16 protein-coding genes and 2 pseudogenes are annotated in these 18,231 nt (G+C 45.4%); 9 read left to right on the forward strand and 9 right to left on the reverse strand.

Annotation, left to right across the window (positions count from 1 at the left end; all coding sequences use genetic code 11):
* Positions 1–61 precede the first annotated feature (61 nt).
* Positions 62–1,387 (reverse strand): DEAD/DEAH box helicase, encoded by a 1,326-nt coding sequence (locus tag MLE17_RS06055; RefSeq protein WP_243347861.1) that lies wholly within the window; start codon positions 1,385–1,387, stop codon positions 62–64.
* Positions 1,388–1,677: 290 nt separating this feature from the next.
* Between MLE17_RS06055 and MLE17_RS06060 the strand changes: the two genes are divergently transcribed.
* From MLE17_RS06060 to MLE17_RS06075, 4 genes are all read left to right on the forward strand, one after another.
* Positions 1,678–2,085, forward strand: a complete 408-nt coding sequence (locus tag MLE17_RS06060) for a hypothetical protein (RefSeq protein ID WP_243347862.1) — start codon at positions 1,678–1,680, stop codon at positions 2,083–2,085.
* Between the two features lie 257 nt (positions 2,086–2,342).
* Entirely contained in the window at positions 2,343–2,609 is a 267-nt protein-coding gene (locus MLE17_RS06065) for a hypothetical protein (protein WP_243347863.1), read from the forward strand.
* A 96-nt stretch (positions 2,610–2,705) separates the two neighbouring features.
* Entirely contained in the window at positions 2,706–3,389 is a 684-nt protein-coding gene (locus MLE17_RS06070) for a DUF2490 domain-containing protein (protein ID WP_243347864.1), read from the forward strand.
* Positions 3,340–4,122 (forward strand): hypothetical protein, encoded by a 783-nt coding sequence (locus tag MLE17_RS06075; RefSeq protein WP_243347865.1) that lies wholly within the window; start codon positions 3,340–3,342, stop codon positions 4,120–4,122. The genes MLE17_RS06070 and MLE17_RS06075 overlap by 50 nt, the downstream gene beginning before the upstream one ends.
* 130 nt (positions 4,123–4,252) lie before the next feature.
* On the opposite strand, the gene guaA is transcribed toward MLE17_RS06075, so the two are convergent.
* Complete coding sequence (gene guaA, locus MLE17_RS06080; protein ID WP_243347866.1) at positions 4,253–5,773, reverse strand: glutamine-hydrolyzing GMP synthase; 1,521 nt, start codon at positions 5,771–5,773, stop codon at positions 4,253–4,255.
* A gap of 171 nt (positions 5,774–5,944) precedes the next feature.
* On the opposite strand from guaA, the gene MLE17_RS06085 reads away from it, so the two are divergent.
* The 3 genes and pseudogenes from MLE17_RS06085 (at position 5,945) to MLE17_RS06095 (ending at position 7,177) form a co-directional block, all read left to right on the forward strand.
* Positions 5,945–6,310 (forward strand): YraN family protein, encoded by a 366-nt coding sequence (locus MLE17_RS06085; RefSeq protein ID WP_243347867.1) that lies wholly within the window; start codon positions 5,945–5,947, stop codon positions 6,308–6,310.
* 126 nt (positions 6,311–6,436) lie between these two features.
* Positions 6,437–6,763, forward strand: a pseudogene (locus tag MLE17_RS06090) (four helix bundle protein); the annotation flags it as partial.
* 42 nt (positions 6,764–6,805) lie between these two features.
* Positions 6,806–7,177 (forward strand): MmcQ/YjbR family DNA-binding protein, encoded by a 372-nt coding sequence (locus tag MLE17_RS06095; RefSeq protein ID WP_243347869.1) that lies wholly within the window; start codon positions 6,806–6,808, stop codon positions 7,175–7,177.
* Between the two features lie 30 nt (positions 7,178–7,207).
* Here the strand turns inward: MLE17_RS06095 and MLE17_RS06100 are convergent, their stop codons facing one another.
* The 3 genes from MLE17_RS06100 to MLE17_RS06110 all read right to left on the reverse strand — a co-directional run bounded on the left by MLE17_RS06100 (position 7,208) and on the right by MLE17_RS06110 (position 10,954).
* The gene (locus tag MLE17_RS06100) at positions 7,208–7,489 is read right to left on the reverse strand and encodes a hypothetical protein (RefSeq protein ID WP_243347870.1); all 282 of its coding nucleotides are present in this window, start codon (positions 7,487–7,489) and stop codon (positions 7,208–7,210) included.
* Positions 7,490–7,571: 82 nt separating this feature from the next.
* Entirely contained in the window at positions 7,572–9,653 is a 2,082-nt protein-coding gene (locus MLE17_RS06105; protein WP_243347871.1) for a tetratricopeptide repeat protein, read from the reverse strand.
* Positions 9,654–9,814: 161 nt separating this feature from the next.
* On the reverse strand, positions 9,815–10,954 hold the full coding sequence (locus MLE17_RS06110; RefSeq protein WP_243347872.1) for a DegT/DnrJ/EryC1/StrS family aminotransferase: 1,140 nt from the start codon (positions 10,952–10,954) through the stop codon (positions 9,815–9,817).
* 166 nt (positions 10,955–11,120) lie between these two features.
* On the opposite strand from MLE17_RS06110, the gene MLE17_RS18915 reads away from it, so the two are divergent.
* Complete coding sequence (locus tag MLE17_RS18915; protein ID WP_317236624.1) at positions 11,121–13,598, forward strand: helix-turn-helix domain-containing protein; 2,478 nt, start codon at positions 11,121–11,123, stop codon at positions 13,596–13,598.
* 53 nt (positions 13,599–13,651) lie between these two features.
* Here MLE17_RS18915 and MLE17_RS06130 read toward each other — a convergent pair.
* From MLE17_RS06130 to MLE17_RS06140, 3 genes and pseudogenes are all read right to left on the reverse strand, one after another.
* Positions 13,652–13,969, reverse strand: a pseudogene (locus tag MLE17_RS06130) (HU family DNA-binding protein); the annotation flags it as partial.
* A 434-nt stretch (positions 13,970–14,403) separates the two neighbouring features.
* Positions 14,404–15,540, reverse strand: coding sequence for a dTDP-glucose 4,6-dehydratase (rfbB, locus tag MLE17_RS06135; RefSeq protein WP_243347874.1), 1,137 nt, complete (start codon positions 15,538–15,540; stop codon positions 14,404–14,406).
* Between the two features lie 146 nt (positions 15,541–15,686).
* The gene (locus MLE17_RS06140) at positions 15,687–16,376 is read right to left on the reverse strand and encodes an OmpA family protein (RefSeq protein ID WP_243347875.1); all 690 of its coding nucleotides are present in this window, start codon (positions 16,374–16,376) and stop codon (positions 15,687–15,689) included.
* Between the two features lie 247 nt (positions 16,377–16,623).
* Here MLE17_RS06140 and MLE17_RS06145 point away from each other — a divergent pair, with 247 nt between their 5' ends.
* A complete protein-coding gene (locus MLE17_RS06145; protein WP_243347876.1) occupies positions 16,624–17,148 on the forward strand; it encodes a GNAT family N-acetyltransferase in 525 nt (174 codons plus the stop codon).
* On the opposite strand, the gene MLE17_RS06150 is transcribed toward MLE17_RS06145, so the two are convergent.
* Complete coding sequence (locus tag MLE17_RS06150) at positions 17,145–18,206, reverse strand: asparaginase (protein WP_243347877.1); 1,062 nt, start codon at positions 18,204–18,206, stop codon at positions 17,145–17,147. The genes MLE17_RS06145 and MLE17_RS06150 overlap by 4 nt on opposite strands.
* Positions 18,207–18,231 lie beyond the last annotated feature (25 nt).

Below are 18,231 nucleotides of genomic sequence, written 5' to 3' on the forward strand. Positions count from 1 at the left end.
CTAAAAATGCCTGAACAATCACATCGTTCAGGCATTTTTCATATCATCTGTTCTGTTGTTCCTATTCGGCCAACTCGATTTTCGTCTTCATATTTTTAATCTTCTCGTTGCGTACAAGTTGTAGCAAAGTTTTCACTTTATCCCGCTTAATGGCTGCAAACGAGTAGAACTCCTTCACCTCCACGATACCCAGTTCGTCCTTTTGCAATTCCCCTTTCTTGAACAGGAACCCGACGATATCCATCTTGCTGAGTTTGTCTTTTTTGCCTTTCCCAATGTAAAGTGTTGCCCATTCAGGCTGAGCTGGTTGTCCCAGCTTTCCCGGGAGAGTCATATTTTCCGGAACAGGTTGAATATATTCGGGTAAATATTCATTCGGATTGAGCAAAAGAATGGAAGTACCGGTCGCTCCCATGCGCGCAGTACGACCGTTGCGGTGGATAAAGCTATCCTCATTGACCGGAAGCTGGAAATGCACTACATTTTTCACGGCCGGAATATCGAGACCGCGGGCAGCCAGGTCTGTCGAGATAAATACCGAACAGCTACCGTTGCGGAATTTCGATAAAGCCCGTTCGCGTTCCGGCTGTTCGAGGCCGCCGTGGAAGTATTCCACCTCCACACGATGCTCTCGCAAATAGTCTGCAACATTCTCTACAAACTCACGCTGATTGCAAAAAACCAGCGTTGACGCATTTCCCAGATGGCAAATCAATTGATACAGCGTCTGCATCTTATCGGACGTAGCACCGCAAAGAGTTTTCACAGAAAGACCTTCGAGTTCATTGTTTTCCACCAGATAATTCAGCTTCGCCGGACGATTCAATCCCGTAAATTCAGGAATCTCCTCGGTGTCGGTAGCTGAGGTCAGCATTCGTTTTTCAACCGATTTCAATGAAGAAATCACCGCCTCCATCTGTGCCTGAAAACCAAACTCCAGCGATTTGTCAAATTCATCCAAAACGAGGGTATGCACTTTACTCAAATCAACGTGACCACGGTCAATGTGATCAATCAGACGGCCGGGAGTAGCAATCAGCAAGGCAGGAGGAGTCTCCAGCATCCGCTTCTCGTTGTTCATCGGACGACCACCGAAGCAGCAATTCACCTTATAACCGGTTCCCATACTGCGGAAAACCTGCTCGATTTGTTGCGCCAATTCGCGCGATGGAGCCAGTACCAAAGCCTGAATGGTGCTAACATCTGGGTTCAGTTTCAGTAAAAGAGGGAGCAGATAGGCGAGCGTCTTGCCCGACCCGGTAGGAGAAAGCAATATCACATCGCTGTTCTTTTGGTTCGCTTCGAGAGAAGCCTGCTGCATTTCGTTGAGCGACGCGATGCCCATGTTGGACAGCGTCTTTTCGATTAAAGTGGAATGTTGTAACATGCTGCAAAGATACACCAAATAACGTTGTACCCCAACGGGTTACTTTTATTTAAGTGGAAATGAGGCGGGTAGTTAAGTGACGTTAGGGACATCCGGAGAAGTATCTTGTCGTCTCGCTACATTTTGGTGATTTTGGAATCTCATTCCCCTTCGGAAATGTAGGGAAATAAAATGCAGCTCCAACACCGACAGGCGTCATCTATTTGGAAATGTTCTACTTAAATATTTGGCACGATATATGCAAATGAGTCTATAGAATAAAACGTAAACTCAATCCAAACACCCCCGTTATGCAAGAACTAAAAGAATTAAGCGACCTCGCTCTCGCTATTTATGAAGAAGGAGATAAATACCTCGGCACCCTCTCCCGTTCATTGGAGAAGAAGAGCCGCTTTGGCAACGACCTGCTTTACAGTATGGCCGTGATGTGTTGCGAAAAACTGTTTGTCGCTTTGCTCTATCACTACGACGAATTTGCAGAGCACCACATGCCTATCGCCCTCTATAACGATGCTGCAAAAGTGGAAACCGAGCTGACTCCGGAGATGAAAGATACCTGCCGACTGATTAATAAATTTGAATCCATCTGCTCCATTGATGGCTTTGGTTACAAAACACCGACCGATGAAGATTTGAAGAAAATGATTACCGGTCTTCAGGATATTCATGCGTTGGTGACTAAACGGATAAAAGGGTAATACTTATCATCAGTTTAAATATAAGATCCTTTACAAAATCCCCCTACCGCACCACTAGTGACAAGGGGATTTTGAATCAAAAGCGTCTCAGAAGCACTCGTGACCGATAAATTAGCGCTCTGGAGTGCTAAATGGCGCTTCCGACCGCTAAGTTGGCGGTAATTACCGCCTCGCTGGCACTCCGGACCGGTAACTTAACGCTCAAGAGTGCTAACCTGGCACTCTTGAGCGCCATTCTGTCGGTCGAGAGCGCTAGATTGTCGCTCTCGACCGCTAATCTGGCGCTCCGGACCATCTCCGGGACGCTCTCGACCGATAAATTGTCGGTCCGGAGCGACTTCAAGTCGGTAATTTCCGTCTCAGAGTCGAAACCGACCGACAAAAAGTCGAAATGGACCGACTCGGAGACACTCCGGAGCGACTCTGAGACGGTCGGAAGCGACTTCAAGTCGGAATGGAGCGACTCGAAGTCGGTCGAGAGCGAGTTGAACTCGCTTTTTCCTGATAAAATCAACAACCTCTGAAATAGGGTTAAGTCAATTTCAATCGGTGTATGATAGTTGAATTTTCGTACATTTGAACGCTTGATATTCACCTCAAAGTTTAACCCGACTTCAGCCATGAGAAAACTGACTTTGCTATTCCTTTTCCTGACCAGCACACTCTACATCATAGCTCAAACCGAACGTGACGCCCAGCTTTGGCAAAAGGGCGAACTTGAGTTTGACATCAGCCGCCGTTACAGTTTCAGCCTGCAGGATGAAGCCCGACTGACCGACAACATGCAACACCTCTCCTACTACTATTTCGACTTTGGCAATGTGATAAAATTCGGCAAATCCTTGCGTCTGGGACTGGATTACGTCTTGGTGGAAAAGGAGAAAAAGGATGGTTTTTACAGTACCCGTAACCAGTACAACGTTTACCTGAGCATGCGTCATAAATACCACCGCTACCTCTTTTATAACCGCATACTTACCGAAGGGCAATGGGTCGATTACAAAACTTCCGAGAATGGACACGAGTTGCAGGATAAATTCCTACGTGACAAAGTCACCCTACGCTACAAGCTAAAGAAATACCTCTATCCCTACGTAGAAGATGAGCTCTACTACCGCCTACAACGCGACGGTAACAAAAATCCGGATGGCTTTGACCGCAACCGCTTCTACGTCGGCCTGCTCTACAACCTGACGGACAACTTCAAGCTCGATTTCTTCTCCATGTATGAGAATAACTTCAACTGCGTTCCGCATGCGCAAAACTTTGTGTACGGGGTGGGATTTTCGAGGACACTTTTCTAATGATTGGATAATTTGTTTGGTGGAATGGGTATATTTTTATTGTCTAGACAATAAAAATATACCCATTCCACCAATCATGAAATATTTAATTAGCCTACTCTCTTCATTAATGTTACTACCTTGTCTTGCACAAGTTTGTGAAAATGATTTGATAATTGAAAACTTCATTCATAATCTTAAACAACAAGGTATTGATACGATAATGACCTATGATATCCGGAGTGTTGGTAGTGGTTCTACAATAATTATGAACGTTAAGGACACTTGCTATTACGATGAAGAACCTGATGTATCATATATAATGTGGAAAAATAAGGGTCAAACCTCTATTGCTAAAGTCAGCACTTGTGACTGTTTTGTATATGATACAATTCAATATAATCTTAATCAAGTATGGAACTTCTATTTTAAGAACAAAACAGTCCTTAAGAAAGAGAAGATCTTCTCTCCTGAAATTCAACTTAAAACATATCGTGCAGCCTGTAATGTTGATCATTACTCTTATACGCAAATATTGATTCAGGCTAAAAAGGATAAATTTATTTTCACGCTTAACCATTTCTATCTCACAAAATGGATTGAAGGAAAGTTGAACCTAAACCATTATAGAAATACAAGAACACTACAATATAGGCTACAAGTTCTTATAGAAAAAGAAGTGAAGAAGATAGAATCTGAGAAACTTATACAAAGACGATTACGTCCAACTTACATTGGTTTTAAGAAACAATGATTGAACCCAGTATTGCATTTAACGCACAAAAGCCACCGCTCTTCCGAACGATGGCTTTTTTAGTGTAGATGCTAATCACACACTTCTTATTATAGAGGTGCACAGCAAGATTGCGGTACGTCTGAAATAATTATTCCCACTCGATAGTTGCCGGTGGTTTAGAACTGATGTCATAAACTACGCGGTTCACACCTTTTACTTTGTTGATGATTTCGTTGGAAACGTGAGCGAGGAATTCGTAAGGCAAGTGCGCCCAGTCGGCAGTCATCGCGTCAGATGAAGTCACGGCACGCAGTGCAACGGTGTTCTCGTAAGTACGCTCATCACCCATTACCCCTACCGAACGAACCGGCAACAGGATAGTTCCCGCCTGCCATACCTTGTCGTAAAGATCCCATTCGCGCAAGCCGTTGATATAGATATCGTCAGCCTCTTGCAGGATGCGAACTTTCTCCGCAGTAATATCGCCAAGGATACGGATGCCGAGACCCGGGCCCGGGAACGGGTGGCGTTTGATCAAGTGAGGCATCATGCCAAGGGCTGTACCCACGCTACGAACCTCATCTTTGAAGAGCAGACGAAGCGGCTCTACCAGTTTCAGTTTCATTTTCTCGGGAAGACCGCCCACGTTGTGGTGCGATTTGATAGTCGTTCCGGTAATCGAAAGCGACTCAATGATATCAGGGTAAATGGTTCCTTGTCCCAACCATTTTACGTCTTGTATTTTATGAGCTTCCTGATCGAAGATGTCGATAAAGCCCTTACCGATGATCTTACGTTTTTCTTCAGGATCAGTCACGCCAGCCAATTCTCCATAGAATTTAGCTTTGGCATCCACTCCGATTACGTTCAGACCGAGGTGAGCGTAGTCTTCGAGTACTTTCTCGAATTCGTTTTTGCGAAGCAGACCGTTATCTACAAAGATACAAGTCAGGTTCTCGCCAATCGCTTTGTTAAGCAACACTGCCACAACCGAAGAATCCACACCACCCGAAAGCGCCAGGATTACTTTATCGTTACCGATTTGTTCTTTCAGGTTTTTGACAGTCTCTTCGATGAATGAAGCAGGCGTCCAGTCTCTCTTGCATTCGCAGATGTCAAGGAAGTTGCTGAGGATCTGTGTTCCGCAAAGGCTGTGGAATACTTCCGGGTGGAACTGTACCCCCCAGGTCTCTTCGCCCTGCACACGATAAGCAGCAATGTCAACCTCTTTGGTACTTGCAATAATTTTGAAGTTATCAGGAATACGGGTAATGGTGTCACCGTGCGACATCCATACCTGATCGCCCTGCTCTACACCTTTCAACAACGGATCGCTGTTTTCAAGGCTGGCGATGTTGGCACGACCATATTCGCGGGTACCTGCCGGTTCAACAGTACCGCCTGAAGTATGAGAAATAAACTGAGCGCCGTAGCAGATACCCAATACAGGCATTTTAGTGCGAAGTTCGCTCAGGTCAGCTTTGAATGCACTCTCATCATACACGGAAAAAGGGCTTCCCGAAAGGATTACACCTTTAACAGTAGGGTCATTATACGGAAATTTGTTGTAAGGAACAATTTCGCAATAGGTATTCATTTCACGGACTCTGCGGCCGATCAACTGAGTGGTCTGCGAACCGAAATCAAGGATAATGATTTTTTCGTGCATGATTGTGGATTTTTATTTGAGGTGCAAATTTACGAAAAATAATTCTTTGCCCATACCCACCCATAAAGGCTTATCACTTTTTCAAGAAATTTGTTACTTTTGTTTAGGCCTGTAAATGTGACTTATATCATTTCGTTTCAGAAGGAAGAACAAAGATAAAAAGACTGAACTATGGCACAACACAACGAAACCGGCAAGAAAGGCGAAATCGCCGCTCAAGAAATGCTCCTCAAAAAAGGCTATCGCATCCGTCACACCAACTGGATAGTCGGCAAACTGGAACTCGACATCGTCGCGGAGAAGGACAACACCCTCGTCATCGTGGAGGTAAAAACCCGTGACCGCCTCGACTACGGCAATCCGTGGGATGCCGTCTCCAACGCTAAAATCCGAAAGATAGTGGACGCAACCGACCACTACATCCGTATTTTCGACCTCAATATGGAGGTGCGCTTCGATGTGGTTTCGGTCACGAAACAGGGTGAGAATTACATACCGGAACATATTGAGGATGCGTTTTATCCGCCGATATGGTAGGGAGTGAAGGATTGAGGAATTGAGGGGATGAGGGAAACTTCTACCGTAAAATCAGATTTATCTAACTATTATATTAAATATCATGAGCGTAACTAATGATCAAAAGAAGCTTTAAAACAAAGACTTAAACAGTTTGATTTGAGAATAATCAAGTTATATCAAGCATTACCTCATACAGGTGAAGCGCAGGTACTGGGCAAACAATTACTCCGTTCCGGCACATCTGTTGCAGCTAATTACCGTGCAGCATGTCGTGCAAGATCAACCAAAGAGTTTTTCAGCAAGATTTCTATTGTAGTTGAAGAAGCTGACGAATCGTCATTCTGGTTGGAACTGCTAAGTGAAGCAGGCATTTTTTCGACTGAGCGACTTGAGCCATTAATGACCGAATCAACTGAAATTCTAAAAATAATGGCAACTGTCAGAAAAAACACAAAAGTCTCAAACAGCTAATCCCTCACTCCCTCATTTAATCACCCCCTCATTCCCTATCCCATGAACATCGAACAACTCCGCGACTACTGCCTCTCTCTTCCCGAAACAACCGAAGATTTCCCCTTTGATGATGTTACGCTTGTCTTCAAAGTATGTGGGAAGATGTTTGCCCTGACTACTATTGATGAGCATCCGCTCAGCATGAACCTGAAGTGCGACCCGGAACTGGCCATCGAACTGCGGGAGAAATACGAATGTGTCACCGCCGGATACCACATGAATAAACGGCTGTGGAATACCATCGTGCTGAATGGCGAGATGAAAGAATCGGAAGTTACGCAATGGATTGACCATTCATACGATGAGGTGGTAAAGAAACTCCCCAAAGCAGACCGCGAAAGGCTGCAAAACAAAACCGGCCGAATGAAATAAATCACCCGGCCGGTCTTGTTTATTGTTGATTTATAAACGGTGAATCAACGTACCCAGTTCAATCAGAAATTTAGAGAGAGCTGTATAGGTCATATTGCCCAGATATTTTACCGGCATCGGCTCCTTATCTCCGTTGAGAACTAACGTTATCTCAACCGGATTTTCTCCGTAAACCATTTTCAGTTCGATCTTCACCACCTCCTCATGGCAGGTGGTTAGTCTTAGTTTTTCAATCTCTACATTTGTTACTATTTCGCTGAAATGGCTGCAAATAATCTCCTTCAGCTCACTGTCATTCTGGAACTTCTTCATAATTCGGATTCTTTGATTTGTATGGGACTTCCAATAAACATTCGTTGGTTTGGTTTTGTTCTCAATGCCCGAATTTACCCGGTTATTTGATCCGTTTAATCACATTGTAAGCACCCGGAATGCCCAGCTCACCGGCTTTACTCAAATCTTCCACACTCTTTTCATTCTCGTTAAGGTAAAGATTTACCAATCCCCGGTTGAAAAAGGCTTCAGCGAAATCGGGTTCCAGGCGAATCGCGGTATCGTAATCGGCAAGAGCCGCACGATAATCTTTATGCATACATCTGATATTCGCCCGGTTGAAGTATGCCCAGATAAACTTCGGCAGCTTTGCCGTAACATAGTCAAAGTCATGCAGAATCATGTCGTATTCAAGCTGAATATTGGATTTGCCGGCCACCGCCTCTGATACCGGCTTTTTAGCTTGCTTCAAGTTCGTTACCGAGAAGGTCTCTGCCAGCTCCGATTCTCCTTTATTCTCTTCTGATAATTTAATTTTAAGTTGTTTGTAACGAACCACAGCCCGGTTGTAATAAGCCAGCATAAAACCGGGGTCTAATTTAATGGCACGATTCAGGTCTTCAATCGCATTGTTAAAGTCCTGCATCAACAAAAATTCGATGGAGCGGGCAAAATAGACTTTGGCATCATTCGGATTTTGCTCAATCTGTTTCGACAATTCGTCAACCGTTTTGAAGTGCTCCTTCACCTGATCTTCATCCAGGGAGGCTTCGTCGTTGGTCAGCAACAGTTTGTGCGGCAGTTTATATTGCTGGTTGAATTTATCCAGTGCCGAATTGAAATAAGTCTTTGGCTTAACATTGCCTCCTTTTTCATAGTAAGTAAGCACGAAAAGGTTTTCGAGTTGCACATCAATGTTTTTGTCCTGCACACGACCTCGGGTTTCGTTGCTATATTTCGGCGCTTCGGTTTCGGTTTCATCAGCCACCAACAGACTTTTGAATTTATTCATATCCTTGTCTGACTGTTTCCGCACCTTGTCCTTATCATCAGCCAGTTGTTCCTTCTGTTGTTCTTTTTGCTGCTCGCGGCGTTTTTGCTGGCGGATTTTATCAGCCTGCTTATTGAGGTTAACCACAGTCCAGAAGTCCTTTTCCGAGCCTTTCATGTCTCCACTCTTTTTACGCGCTTCGGCCCGTTCGGAATAAGCAGGAAGGAAGTCTGGATATTTGTTGATAACCTTGGTAAAGTCGGCAATCGCACCACGGAAGTTTCCGGTTTGGGCACGCAACGTTCCCCGGTTATAGTAGGCAAAATAGTTATCATTTTCCTGCTGCAACACTTTATCGAAATCCTCGATGGCATGGTTGTTATCTCCCACCTGCATTCGCAACAAACCACGGTTATAAAGTGCCATCGCATTACGAGGCTCCATTTCAATCACCTTGTCATAGTCTGCCATTGTTCCCCGCAGATCATTCAGATAATAACGGACAATCGCCCGGTTGATGTAGTAGCCGGCTACCTTGGCATCCAATTTAATCGCTTCGTTGAAATTATCCAGCGCCTCCTTGTATTTATTCGCCTGACCGTACACCGTCGCCAGTGTAGCATAGACCTGAGGGTCGGTCTTGTCCATCGAAATCGCTTTTCTCAGGTCAGTAAACGCTCTGGCTGTATCTTTTCGTTCGCCATAGAAGCTACCTCTCGACACATAGGCATTGTAATAATTCGGATTGGTTTTTACGAGAAAATCAAATGTTTTCTCCGCGTTGACAGTATCCTTGCTTTGCTGAAATGCCACCGCTTTATTGATAAGGTAATTGCGGTTCTCCGGATCAAAAGTAAGGGCTTTATCATAATCGGAAACCGCTCCTTTGTAATCCTTCAGGTTTTGGCGGGCTACTCCCCGACAATGGTAAGCGCTGACGATGTAGGGATTCCGGTCAATGCAGGAAGAACAATCCTCTTCCGCCCCTTTATAATCCTCTAGGTACAACTTGGCTACCCCGCGATAGAAATAGGGTTCGGCCCAAAAAGGTTTAGCCTTAATGATTTGGTTGAAATATTGGATGGAAAGCACATAATCTTCGAAGTAAAGCGCATTCTTGGCAATCGCCATCACCTGTTCCGTATTGATTTGGGAAAATGCTGTAATGACGAATGAGAATAAGGCGCAGAGCGTCAGTAGTGTTTTACGCATTGTGTCAATGTATTTATTCGGGCAAAAATAGAGCTTTTTGGCTATGTTGCTTATTTAATTCAACTTAAAAATTGGCACACAGACAACGCAAATGCAAGCAACGTGGATTTACCCAGATTCTTCATCTGTGTTTATCGATTCAAATCAGTGTCATCAGTGTGCTATTTACACATGAATTCCTTTATCTTATTACAAATCCGCTGCTGCATCTCTTCCGTCAACTCGGTGTGCATTGGCAACGAGAGTACCGTTTCGGATAGTTTCTCCGAGACAGCCAGCTCACCACTTATCCTACACTGCCCGGCAAAAGCCTGCTGGCGATGCAACGGCACCGGATAGTAAATCATCGAAGGCACACCGGCATCCTGCAAGGCTTGCTTGAGTGCATCCCGTTTTTCCTTCGGTACTTGCAGGGTAAACTGGTGAAAAACGTGCTTGCTCCGCTCCTCCACGTTGGGCAGGATAACTTCAGGAACCTCTTTCAGCAAATCAAAATATCGTTCGGCAGCCGCTTGACGAGCTGCAATGTATTCATCCAGATGTTTCAACTTAACATCCAGAATAGCGGCCTGCAAAGTATCCAACCGGGAGTTACAGCCAATCAGACTATGATAATATTTCTTAGCCTGACCGTGATTGGCTATCATCCGCAACTTTTCAGCCAGCGCATCATCATTGGTCAGCATTGCACCGCCATCCCCAAAGGCTCCAAGATTCTTGGAAGGAAAAAAGGAGAGACAACCAATGTGCCCAATGGTTCCGGTTTTCCGACATATACCGCTTGAAAACCGAAAATCACTACCGATAGCTTGTGCATTATCTTCTAATACAAAAAGCTCTTGTTTTTTCGCAAATGCCATAACCGTCTCCATATCGCAGCTCTGGCCGAAAAGATGCACGGGAATAATCGCCTTGGTTTTAGGGGAAAGAGCAGCTTCGAGTTGGTTGACATCCAGGTTAAAGGTATTTTCATCCACATCCACAAAGACGGGAACAAGCCCCAATAAAGCTGCCGCCTCAGCCGATGCAATATAGGAAAATGCGGGCACAATCACCTCATCGCCCGGTTTCAGGTCAAGCGCCATCAGGGCAATCTGTAAGGCATCGGTTCCATTACCGCAGGGAATGACGTGTTTTACATTTAGATAACGGGATAGATTTTCTGCAAATTGTCGGACCGGAGCACCATTTATAAAGGCGGCGCTATCCAGCACCTGTTGAATGGCTAGATTGATTTCGTCACGGATTTTATGGTATTGGCCGACCAAATCGACCATCTGGAGTGGTTTCATGTTTATCATTTAAGGATAGAAACGCAAAGTTAAGGGTTCGTGGTATATTTCGGCGTCATTTTAATTAAAAGGATTGAGGGGGTGAGGGAATGATGGATTGATAGAGCATTAGTGGTAATCTCTTTTTGCAAAATAAACCAAAATACCTACCTTAGCATCTTAAAATGTTGTTGATATGCAAACATCTACCAACCCACAGCTCGATTTAGCCTACAACTTTGTACAATATACCCATCGCAATATTTACCTGACCGGAAAGGCAGGAACAGGGAAAACCACCTTCCTCCGAACCCTCAAAGCCTCGTCGCTCAAGCGGATGGTGGTCGTAGCCCCGACCGGTGTGGCTGCCATCAATGCCGGAGGGGTAACGATTCACTCCTTTTTCCAGTTGCCGTTTGGTCCGATGATACCGAAGGATGCAAATGCCCCCTTCGTACAGGAACAGGGAGGTTTTTCAGCCTCCAATTTCCGCATGAGCCGAGAGAAGATTCGGATTATACGCAGTCTCGACCTGCTGGTGATTGACGAAATCAGTATGGTGCGGGCCGACCTGCTCGACGGTATCGACGAGGTATTGCGCCGTCACCGCCGCAACAGTCTGCCCTTCGGCGGGGTTCAGTTGCTGATGATTGGCGATATGCAACAGCTCCCTCCGGTAGTGAAGCAGGAGGATCTGGAATTGCTCCGCCCCTACTACCGTTCGCTCTTTTTCTTCGAATCACTGGCGTTGAAGAAGACCAGCTTCGTTCCCATCGAACTGAAGCACATCTACCGCCAGAGTAACGAGAACTTTATCTCCATTCTCAATAAAATCCGGGACAACAAACTGGACCGGGAGGCTTTGAATGAGCTGAACGCCCGCTTTATCCCCAACTTCAAACCCGCTTCGGAAGAGGGCTGTATCACCCTGACCACGCACAACCGGCAGGCGCAGGAGATTAACGAGTCGAAACTCAACGACATCAAACTCCAGAAGCACCTGTTCCGGGCAACTATCGAAGGGGATTTCCCGGAATACTCCTACCCGACCGAAAAGGAGCTGGAGCTAAAGGTCGGTGCTCAGGTGATGTTTGTCAAAAACGATTCCTCGCGTGACAAGCTCTACTTCAACGGGAAAATCGGCATCGTGACCAACTTTGACGATGACGGTGTTTGCGTCAAATGCGAGGATTGGTTCGAGCCTGTCATCATCGGAAGGGAGAAGTGGGACAACTTGAAATATACCTTGAACGAAACCACCAAAGAAATCGATGAATCCTCTATCGGTTCCTTCACCCAATACCCGCTCAAGCTGGCATGGGCTATTACCATCCACAAAAGCCAGGGTCTGACCTTCGAAAAGGCGATTATCTATGCCGGAGCGGCCTTCGCACACGGACAGACTTACGTGGCATTAAGCCGCTGCAAGTCGCTCGAAGGATTGGTGCTGGGTACGCCCATCTCTGCCGACAGCGTCATCAGCGACCACGAGGTTACGGACTTCAACCACAACATTGACCAGAATGCGCCGAACGATGCGCAGCTCGACCAGTCGAAACGGGACTACCAGCTGGAGCTCCTGCTTGACCTGTTTGATTACCAGCCGGTTCTGCGTAACCTGTACGCATACCAGAAACAGGCCAAGGAGCACGTGACCATTCTTCCCGATGGGTTGGCAAAGAGTGTGACAGAGATTATCGAGTCGATTAAAAACAATGCCGTGACGGTAGCCGAGAAGTTTGCCATCCAGTTGCAGCAACTCATCGCGGTCAATCCCGATATCGAAGGCAATGCCCCGTTGCAGGAGCGCATCCGCAAAGCATCGGCCTATTACCTTGACCTGACGGAGAAATTGGTCGGTGAGGTGAAAAGCAACTGTATCGTTGAGATTGACAATAAAGCGGTACAAAAGGCATTGGATGAGCCATTAGAACGCATCTTTGCCGATATCCGGGTCAAAGAGGTTTGCCTGAATGCCTGCCTGACGGGATTCAACTTCCGCGACTATCTCTCCCTGCGTGCCAAGGCATTGATTGAGGAGCCGCAACGCAAGAAGACTACTCCTAAGATTCAGCTCAATGAGGATAACGCCCTCGTGAAATACCTCCGGGAGTGGCGCAAGGACAAAGCAGAGGAATTCGGGCTTGATTTGTACATGATTTTATCCCAAAAGTCTCTGGCTGAACTGGCAACTGTGATGCCGACCTCGATGAAAGAGCTCAAAGCCATCCACGGCATCGGTCCGCAGAAGCTGAAACAGTTTGGGGAGGAAATTCTGAATATTATCCTGCAATACCGACAGGCGAATAATATCCAGACCACCGTTTCGGCAGATAATTTCAAAATAGAAGAGAAGACAAAAGCGCCGAAGATCGATACCAAGAAAGTCTCCTTCGACCTCTTCAAAAGCGGGAAAAGCGTGGAAGAGATTGCGCAGGAACGCACCCTGACACCGAACACCATCGAAGGCCACCTCGCCCACTACATCTCCACCGGCGAGATTAGAATAGACGAACTGCTTGACCGCAATAAGGCGCAACAAATCATCGACCAGTTCCACAAACTGGAAACCACCTCCATGACTCCCGTTAAGGAAGCCCTTGGGGACGATGTTTCTTACGGGGAAATCCGGTTGGTAGTAGCGCACATGAGGTTTGAAGGAGGGGTGGAATAAAATGCCAGTTCTTTTTATTGAGCAGATGACTTGAAGTCATCCGCTCAATAATTTCACTTCTTACGTTCAAAACTCACATGCTTCAGATTCTCTTTCAACCGCTTATCCGCCATAAAGCAAATCTTCTTCGCCTTCACCCGTTTAGGTGTACACTCTTCCGGAGTCTCATGTCCATCGCTCGTTACCGAAACGGTAAATCGCCCTAAATCCTCCAACCGGATGCTATAGCCCTGATGGAGATATTCCTCCATAATCTCGACCAATCCAATCAGCGTGGCCCGAACGTCGGTTTCCGTCAGAGTACAACGTTCTGATAACTCTTTAGCCAACCGACGTGTATCTATTTCACCCGAACGAACAGGTATTGCGTAATATTTGGCTTTCTTTCACCGACACCGCTACGCTTCGTCTTTACAATGTATTTGAATCCCATAGTTTTCTGATATTTATCCGTTACTTTTATTTCAATGATACGGTAAGTTTATTAATAACAACCTGATGAATTTCCATAAAGATGTACATCTATTCGATTATTAGATGTACATTTACATATCTTATAGATGTACATCTTTGGCATATACAAATGTACATCTTTCCAGAATAAGTTGCTTTTCTTTTTCAAAAACAGTCAGTATCATTTCCGAGAAACTTCAATATGATTAGTATATTCAGACCAAATCTATTTCCACAAAAAAGAAAATCCTGCACCTGACTAATAGCGTCGGATGCAGGATTTATATCGTTAGTGAGGGGATGGCTCCAAGCTACCCCCTCACTGGCTTATTTAGTTAAAACAGAGACGCAATTATCTCTTCGCGTACATCTCATCGTAATACTTCTGGTAGTCGCCACTGGCCACTTCCTCTACCCAGCCCTGATTTTCAAGGTACCAACGGATAGTCTTCACGATTCCTTCGGCAAACATGGTCTCAGGATACCAGCCCAATTCGTCCTTGATCTTGGTCGGGTCAATTGCATAACGCTGGTCATGGCCCAGACGGTCTTTCACGAAGGTAATCAGGCTCTCATTGATCCATTCGATGCTGATTTCACCATTGACGATCTCTTTCTTCTTCAACACCTCGCGGTAAGCCTTATTTTCTTCCATCAGCTGACGAATGGTGGAGATAGTCAGCTTCACGATCTCGATGTTTTGTTTCTCGTTGTGCCCACCCACGTTATACACCTGACCGATACGGCCGTTGTTGATGACCATATCAATCGCCTTGCAGTGGTCTTCCACATATAACCAGTCACGCACGTTGGTCCCATCACCGTAAACAGGCAGGGATTTACCTTCCAGGATATTTTTAATGATCAGTGGAATCAGCTTCTCAGGGAAATGGTAAGGACCGTAGTTGTTGGAACAACGGGTAATGGTTACCGGCATTTTATAAGTCTCGGCATAGGCATTCACGATCAGGTCGGAGCCTGTTTTCGAAGCGCTATACGGACTACGTGGGTCAAGCGGCGTGGTTTCGGTAAAATAGCCCTCTGCACCCAGGCTGCCATACACTTCATCGGTCGAAACCTGGTGGAATTTCACGCCCTCTTTCCAGGTCGGATAGCCATTGGCATCTTTACCGGTCACCCAATGTTTGCGGGCAGCGTCAAGCAGGTTCTGAGTACCGAGGATATTTGTAATCAGGAACAACTGCGGATTTTCGATACTGCGATCCACGTGGCTTTCAGCCGCAAAGTTCGCTACATAGTTGAAGTTGTATTTGGCAAACAGCTCGTCGGCCAGTTTTGCATCACAGATATCGCCTTTCACGAACACACAACGCGGGTCTTCCACCTCTTTGATGATCGTTCCCAGGTTACCGGCATAGGTAAGGGCATCAAGTACCACCAACTGGATGTCGCTGTATTTATTCAACATGTATTTCACAAAGTTGGCGCCAATAAATCCGGCCCCACCGGTCACGAGGTAAGTCTTCATATCTGATTAATTTTAATTCTGTGGTTTTTACATCTTTTTAAAGTGCCACAAAGATAAGGATTTATCTTTTTCACGAAACGGACAAAAACAAAAAAGCGGGAAAGCTCCCGAAAGAACTTTCCCGCTTCTGAATAATATTCGTAAGATTATTTCAAAGTACCTGATTCGGCAGCTTTAATCATCTCTTCGTTTGCAGAGATATAAACCTCTACGCGACGGTTTTGAGCTTTACCTGCCGCAGTTGTATTGTCAGATACAGGCTGTGAAGAACCCAATCCCATTGCGGTGATTTTGTTGGTTAATCCCTGAGCCTGAAGGAATGATTGTACGCTAGCTGCACGTTTTTCTGACAAAGGAACATTGATTTTATCACCACCGGTGATATCAGTGTGTCCCTGAACCACGATGTCAGTCTGAGGATTGCCTTTAACTGAAGTCGCGAATTGAGACAATGCAGTTTTAGATGAAGCTGACAAGTTAGCCTTTCCGGTCTGGAACAAGATTCCTTCCTGGAAAGTCACTTTCAACGCTTTCAAACCGTTGATGTCAGTGATCTCTTCTGTTTTAGCACCCTGGATAGCCTCAAGTTCTCTTTTCTGCTTATCCATTTTCTTACCGATCAATACACCTGCTGTACCTCCAACTGCTGTACCAATAGCAGCACCAATTACAGCACCTTTACCTTTTCCGGCCAATGCACCAATCCCTGCGCCCAAAGCGCCACCACCTGCACCACCGATAAGTCCGCCTTTCACTGCATTTGACATGGATGAACAACCTGACAGCAATAAGCTACCGCTTAATAATACTGCAACGAAAATGTTTGATTTTTTCATAAGTTAGTTATTATGATTATTAGAAAAATATCTTATCTGGTAAAGTAAACAAAAAGAAGGCCTCATTGTTCCCGGATAAGAAAATTAAAACACCTGTTCTAATTGGATGAGTTGCAAATATATTCAAAAACAAACAAATAAAAAAGCATATTCGGGAAATATGATATTATTCCCGGGTATAGGAATATCCGGCTGCTTTTATTCGTATATTGGCAGTTTGTTTTTCAAATCCAGCAAAAAGGCCTTTATGCTATACAACGACCACATATACCTCCGTGCTCCGGAACCGGAAGATCTTGACGTTCTATATAAATGGGAAAATGATTCTACGCTGTGGAAATTCGGCTCCACACTCTCCCCTATCTCTAAATTTACGCTGAAAGAATACATCGCCAATTCGCATCTCGACATCTTCGAAGCGAAACAGCTCCGGTTAATGATTATCCTTAAAGAGAACGAACAACCGGTCGGAACGATAGACTTGTTTGATTTTGACCCGTTTCATAGGAGGGCTGCTATTGGCATCCTGATTGACTCCTCTGTCCAAAAGCAGGGCTTGGGACATGAAACGCTGGAGCTTATCAAAAACTATTGCTTTAACTTCCTCCAGTTGCATCAAATCTATGCCCATGTGCCATCCGCAAACACCCCTAGCCTTCATCTGTTCAGCAAATGCGGTTTTATCCAAAACGGACTGCTTCGTGAATGGCTCAACACGGAGAATGGTTTTGAAAATGTTGTCTGGATGCAGTGTATCAATCCTAACAATTAATCAACAACCGCAGCGACTGAAATTTCACCGGCAATGGAGTCATTCATTTTTCGGGCAACCTGCTCCGCATTATAGCCTTGACCGAAAAGGAACATCAACTTGGTTACAGCCGCTTCTGTTGTAATATCCCGCCCGCTGATTACCCCTATCTCCTGCAGTTTATGTCCTGTCTTGTACCGTTCCATGGAGACTGTTCCGGAAAGACATTGGGTTACGTTTACAATCACGACCCCACGTTCGACAGCTCGTTTCAGGCTGGAGAGAAACCACTCCTTCTGCGGAGCATTTCCTGAACCGTAGGTTTCAAGGACAATGCCTTTCAGGGTAGGCAGGTCAAGTATCTGCTCCACAATCTGGGGTTGAATCCCGGGGAAGAGTTTCAGTATAACGACATTCTGGTTTAGGGAGTAATGAGGTCGAAGGGGCTGGTAGCGCCCGATTGTCTTGATAGCAGAAGCATTGATATTGATTTGTATTCCCGCAATAGCCAACGACGGATAGTTATGGGAGCGGAATGCATTAAAGCGGTCTGCATTTATCTTGGAAGTACGGTTCCCCCGCATCAGATGGCGCTCGAAGAATACACATACTTCGGGGAAGACTGCCCGATGGTTCTTTTTCATGGCAGCCAGTTCGATAGCGGTAATCAGATTCTCTTTCCCGTCTGTACGCAATGTTCCGATGGGCAATTGAGAGCCAGTGAAAATAACCGGTTTATTCAGATCTTCCAGCATAAAGCTTAAGGCCGATGCCGTAAACGACATTGTATCGGTACCATGTAGTATAACAAATCCATCATATTCCTCGTATTGATCAGCAATTACCTTAGCTATTTTAGCCCAATCGACAGGCTCAATTTCGGAAGAATCAATCGGTGGATCAAATTGCACACAATCAATGTGAAAATCGAACCGCTTCAGTTCCGGTACATTATCCACCAGATGTTCAAAATTAAACGGACGTAGCAGGCCGGTTTCGGGATCTTCAATCATACCGATTGTACCTCCGGTATATACCAGCAAGATAGAAGCGTACGATTTTAAGCTGTCACTTTCCATAGTAGTAAATGAATAGTTATATCTT

It is taken from the genome of Parabacteroides sp. FAFU027 (assembly GCF_022808675.1).
Taxonomy (GTDB): domain Bacteria; phylum Bacteroidota; class Bacteroidia; order Bacteroidales; family UBA7332; genus CAXXIC01.

Excerpts from the sequence above, each read along its gene's own strand:
- MLE17_RS06055 (WP_243347861.1), bottom strand. The coding sequence starts at position 1,387 with ATGTTACAACATTCCACTTTAATCGAAAAGACGCTGTCCAACATGGGC.
- MLE17_RS06060 (WP_243347862.1), top strand. The coding sequence starts at position 1,678 with ATGCAAGAACTAAAAGAATTAAGCGACCTCGCTCTCGCTATTTATGAA.
- MLE17_RS06070 (WP_243347864.1), top strand. The coding sequence starts at position 2,706 with ATGAGAAAACTGACTTTGCTATTCCTTTTCCTGACCAGCACACTCTAC.
- MLE17_RS06075 (WP_243347865.1), top strand. The coding sequence starts at position 3,340 with ATGCGCAAAACTTTGTGTACGGGGTGGGATTTTCGAGGACACTTTTCT.
- guaA (WP_243347866.1), bottom strand. The coding sequence starts at position 5,773 with ATGCACGAAAAAATCATTATCCTTGATTTCGGTTCGCAGACCACTCAG.
- MLE17_RS06085 (WP_243347867.1), top strand. The coding sequence starts at position 5,945 with ATGGCACAACACAACGAAACCGGCAAGAAAGGCGAAATCGCCGCTCAA.
- MLE17_RS06095 (WP_243347869.1), top strand. The coding sequence starts at position 6,806 with ATGAACATCGAACAACTCCGCGACTACTGCCTCTCTCTTCCCGAAACA.
- MLE17_RS06100 (WP_243347870.1), bottom strand. The coding sequence starts at position 7,489 with ATGAAGAAGTTCCAGAATGACAGTGAGCTGAAGGAGATTATTTGCAGC.
- MLE17_RS06105 (WP_243347871.1), bottom strand. The coding sequence starts at position 9,653 with ATGCGTAAAACACTACTGACGCTCTGCGCCTTATTCTCATTCGTCATT.
- MLE17_RS06110 (WP_243347872.1), bottom strand. The coding sequence starts at position 10,954 with ATGATAAACATGAAACCACTCCAGATGGTCGATTTGGTCGGCCAATAC.
- MLE17_RS18915 (WP_317236624.1), top strand. The coding sequence starts at position 11,121 with ATGCAAACATCTACCAACCCACAGCTCGATTTAGCCTACAACTTTGTA.
- rfbB (WP_243347874.1), bottom strand. The coding sequence starts at position 15,540 with ATGAAGACTTACCTCGTGACCGGTGGGGCCGGATTTATTGGCGCCAAC.
- MLE17_RS06140 (WP_243347875.1), bottom strand. The coding sequence starts at position 16,376 with ATGAAAAAATCAAACATTTTCGTTGCAGTATTATTAAGCGGTAGCTTA.
- MLE17_RS06145 (WP_243347876.1), top strand. The coding sequence starts at position 16,624 with ATGCTATACAACGACCACATATACCTCCGTGCTCCGGAACCGGAAGAT.
- MLE17_RS06150 (WP_243347877.1), bottom strand. The coding sequence starts at position 18,206 with ATGGAAAGTGACAGCTTAAAATCGTACGCTTCTATCTTGCTGGTATAT.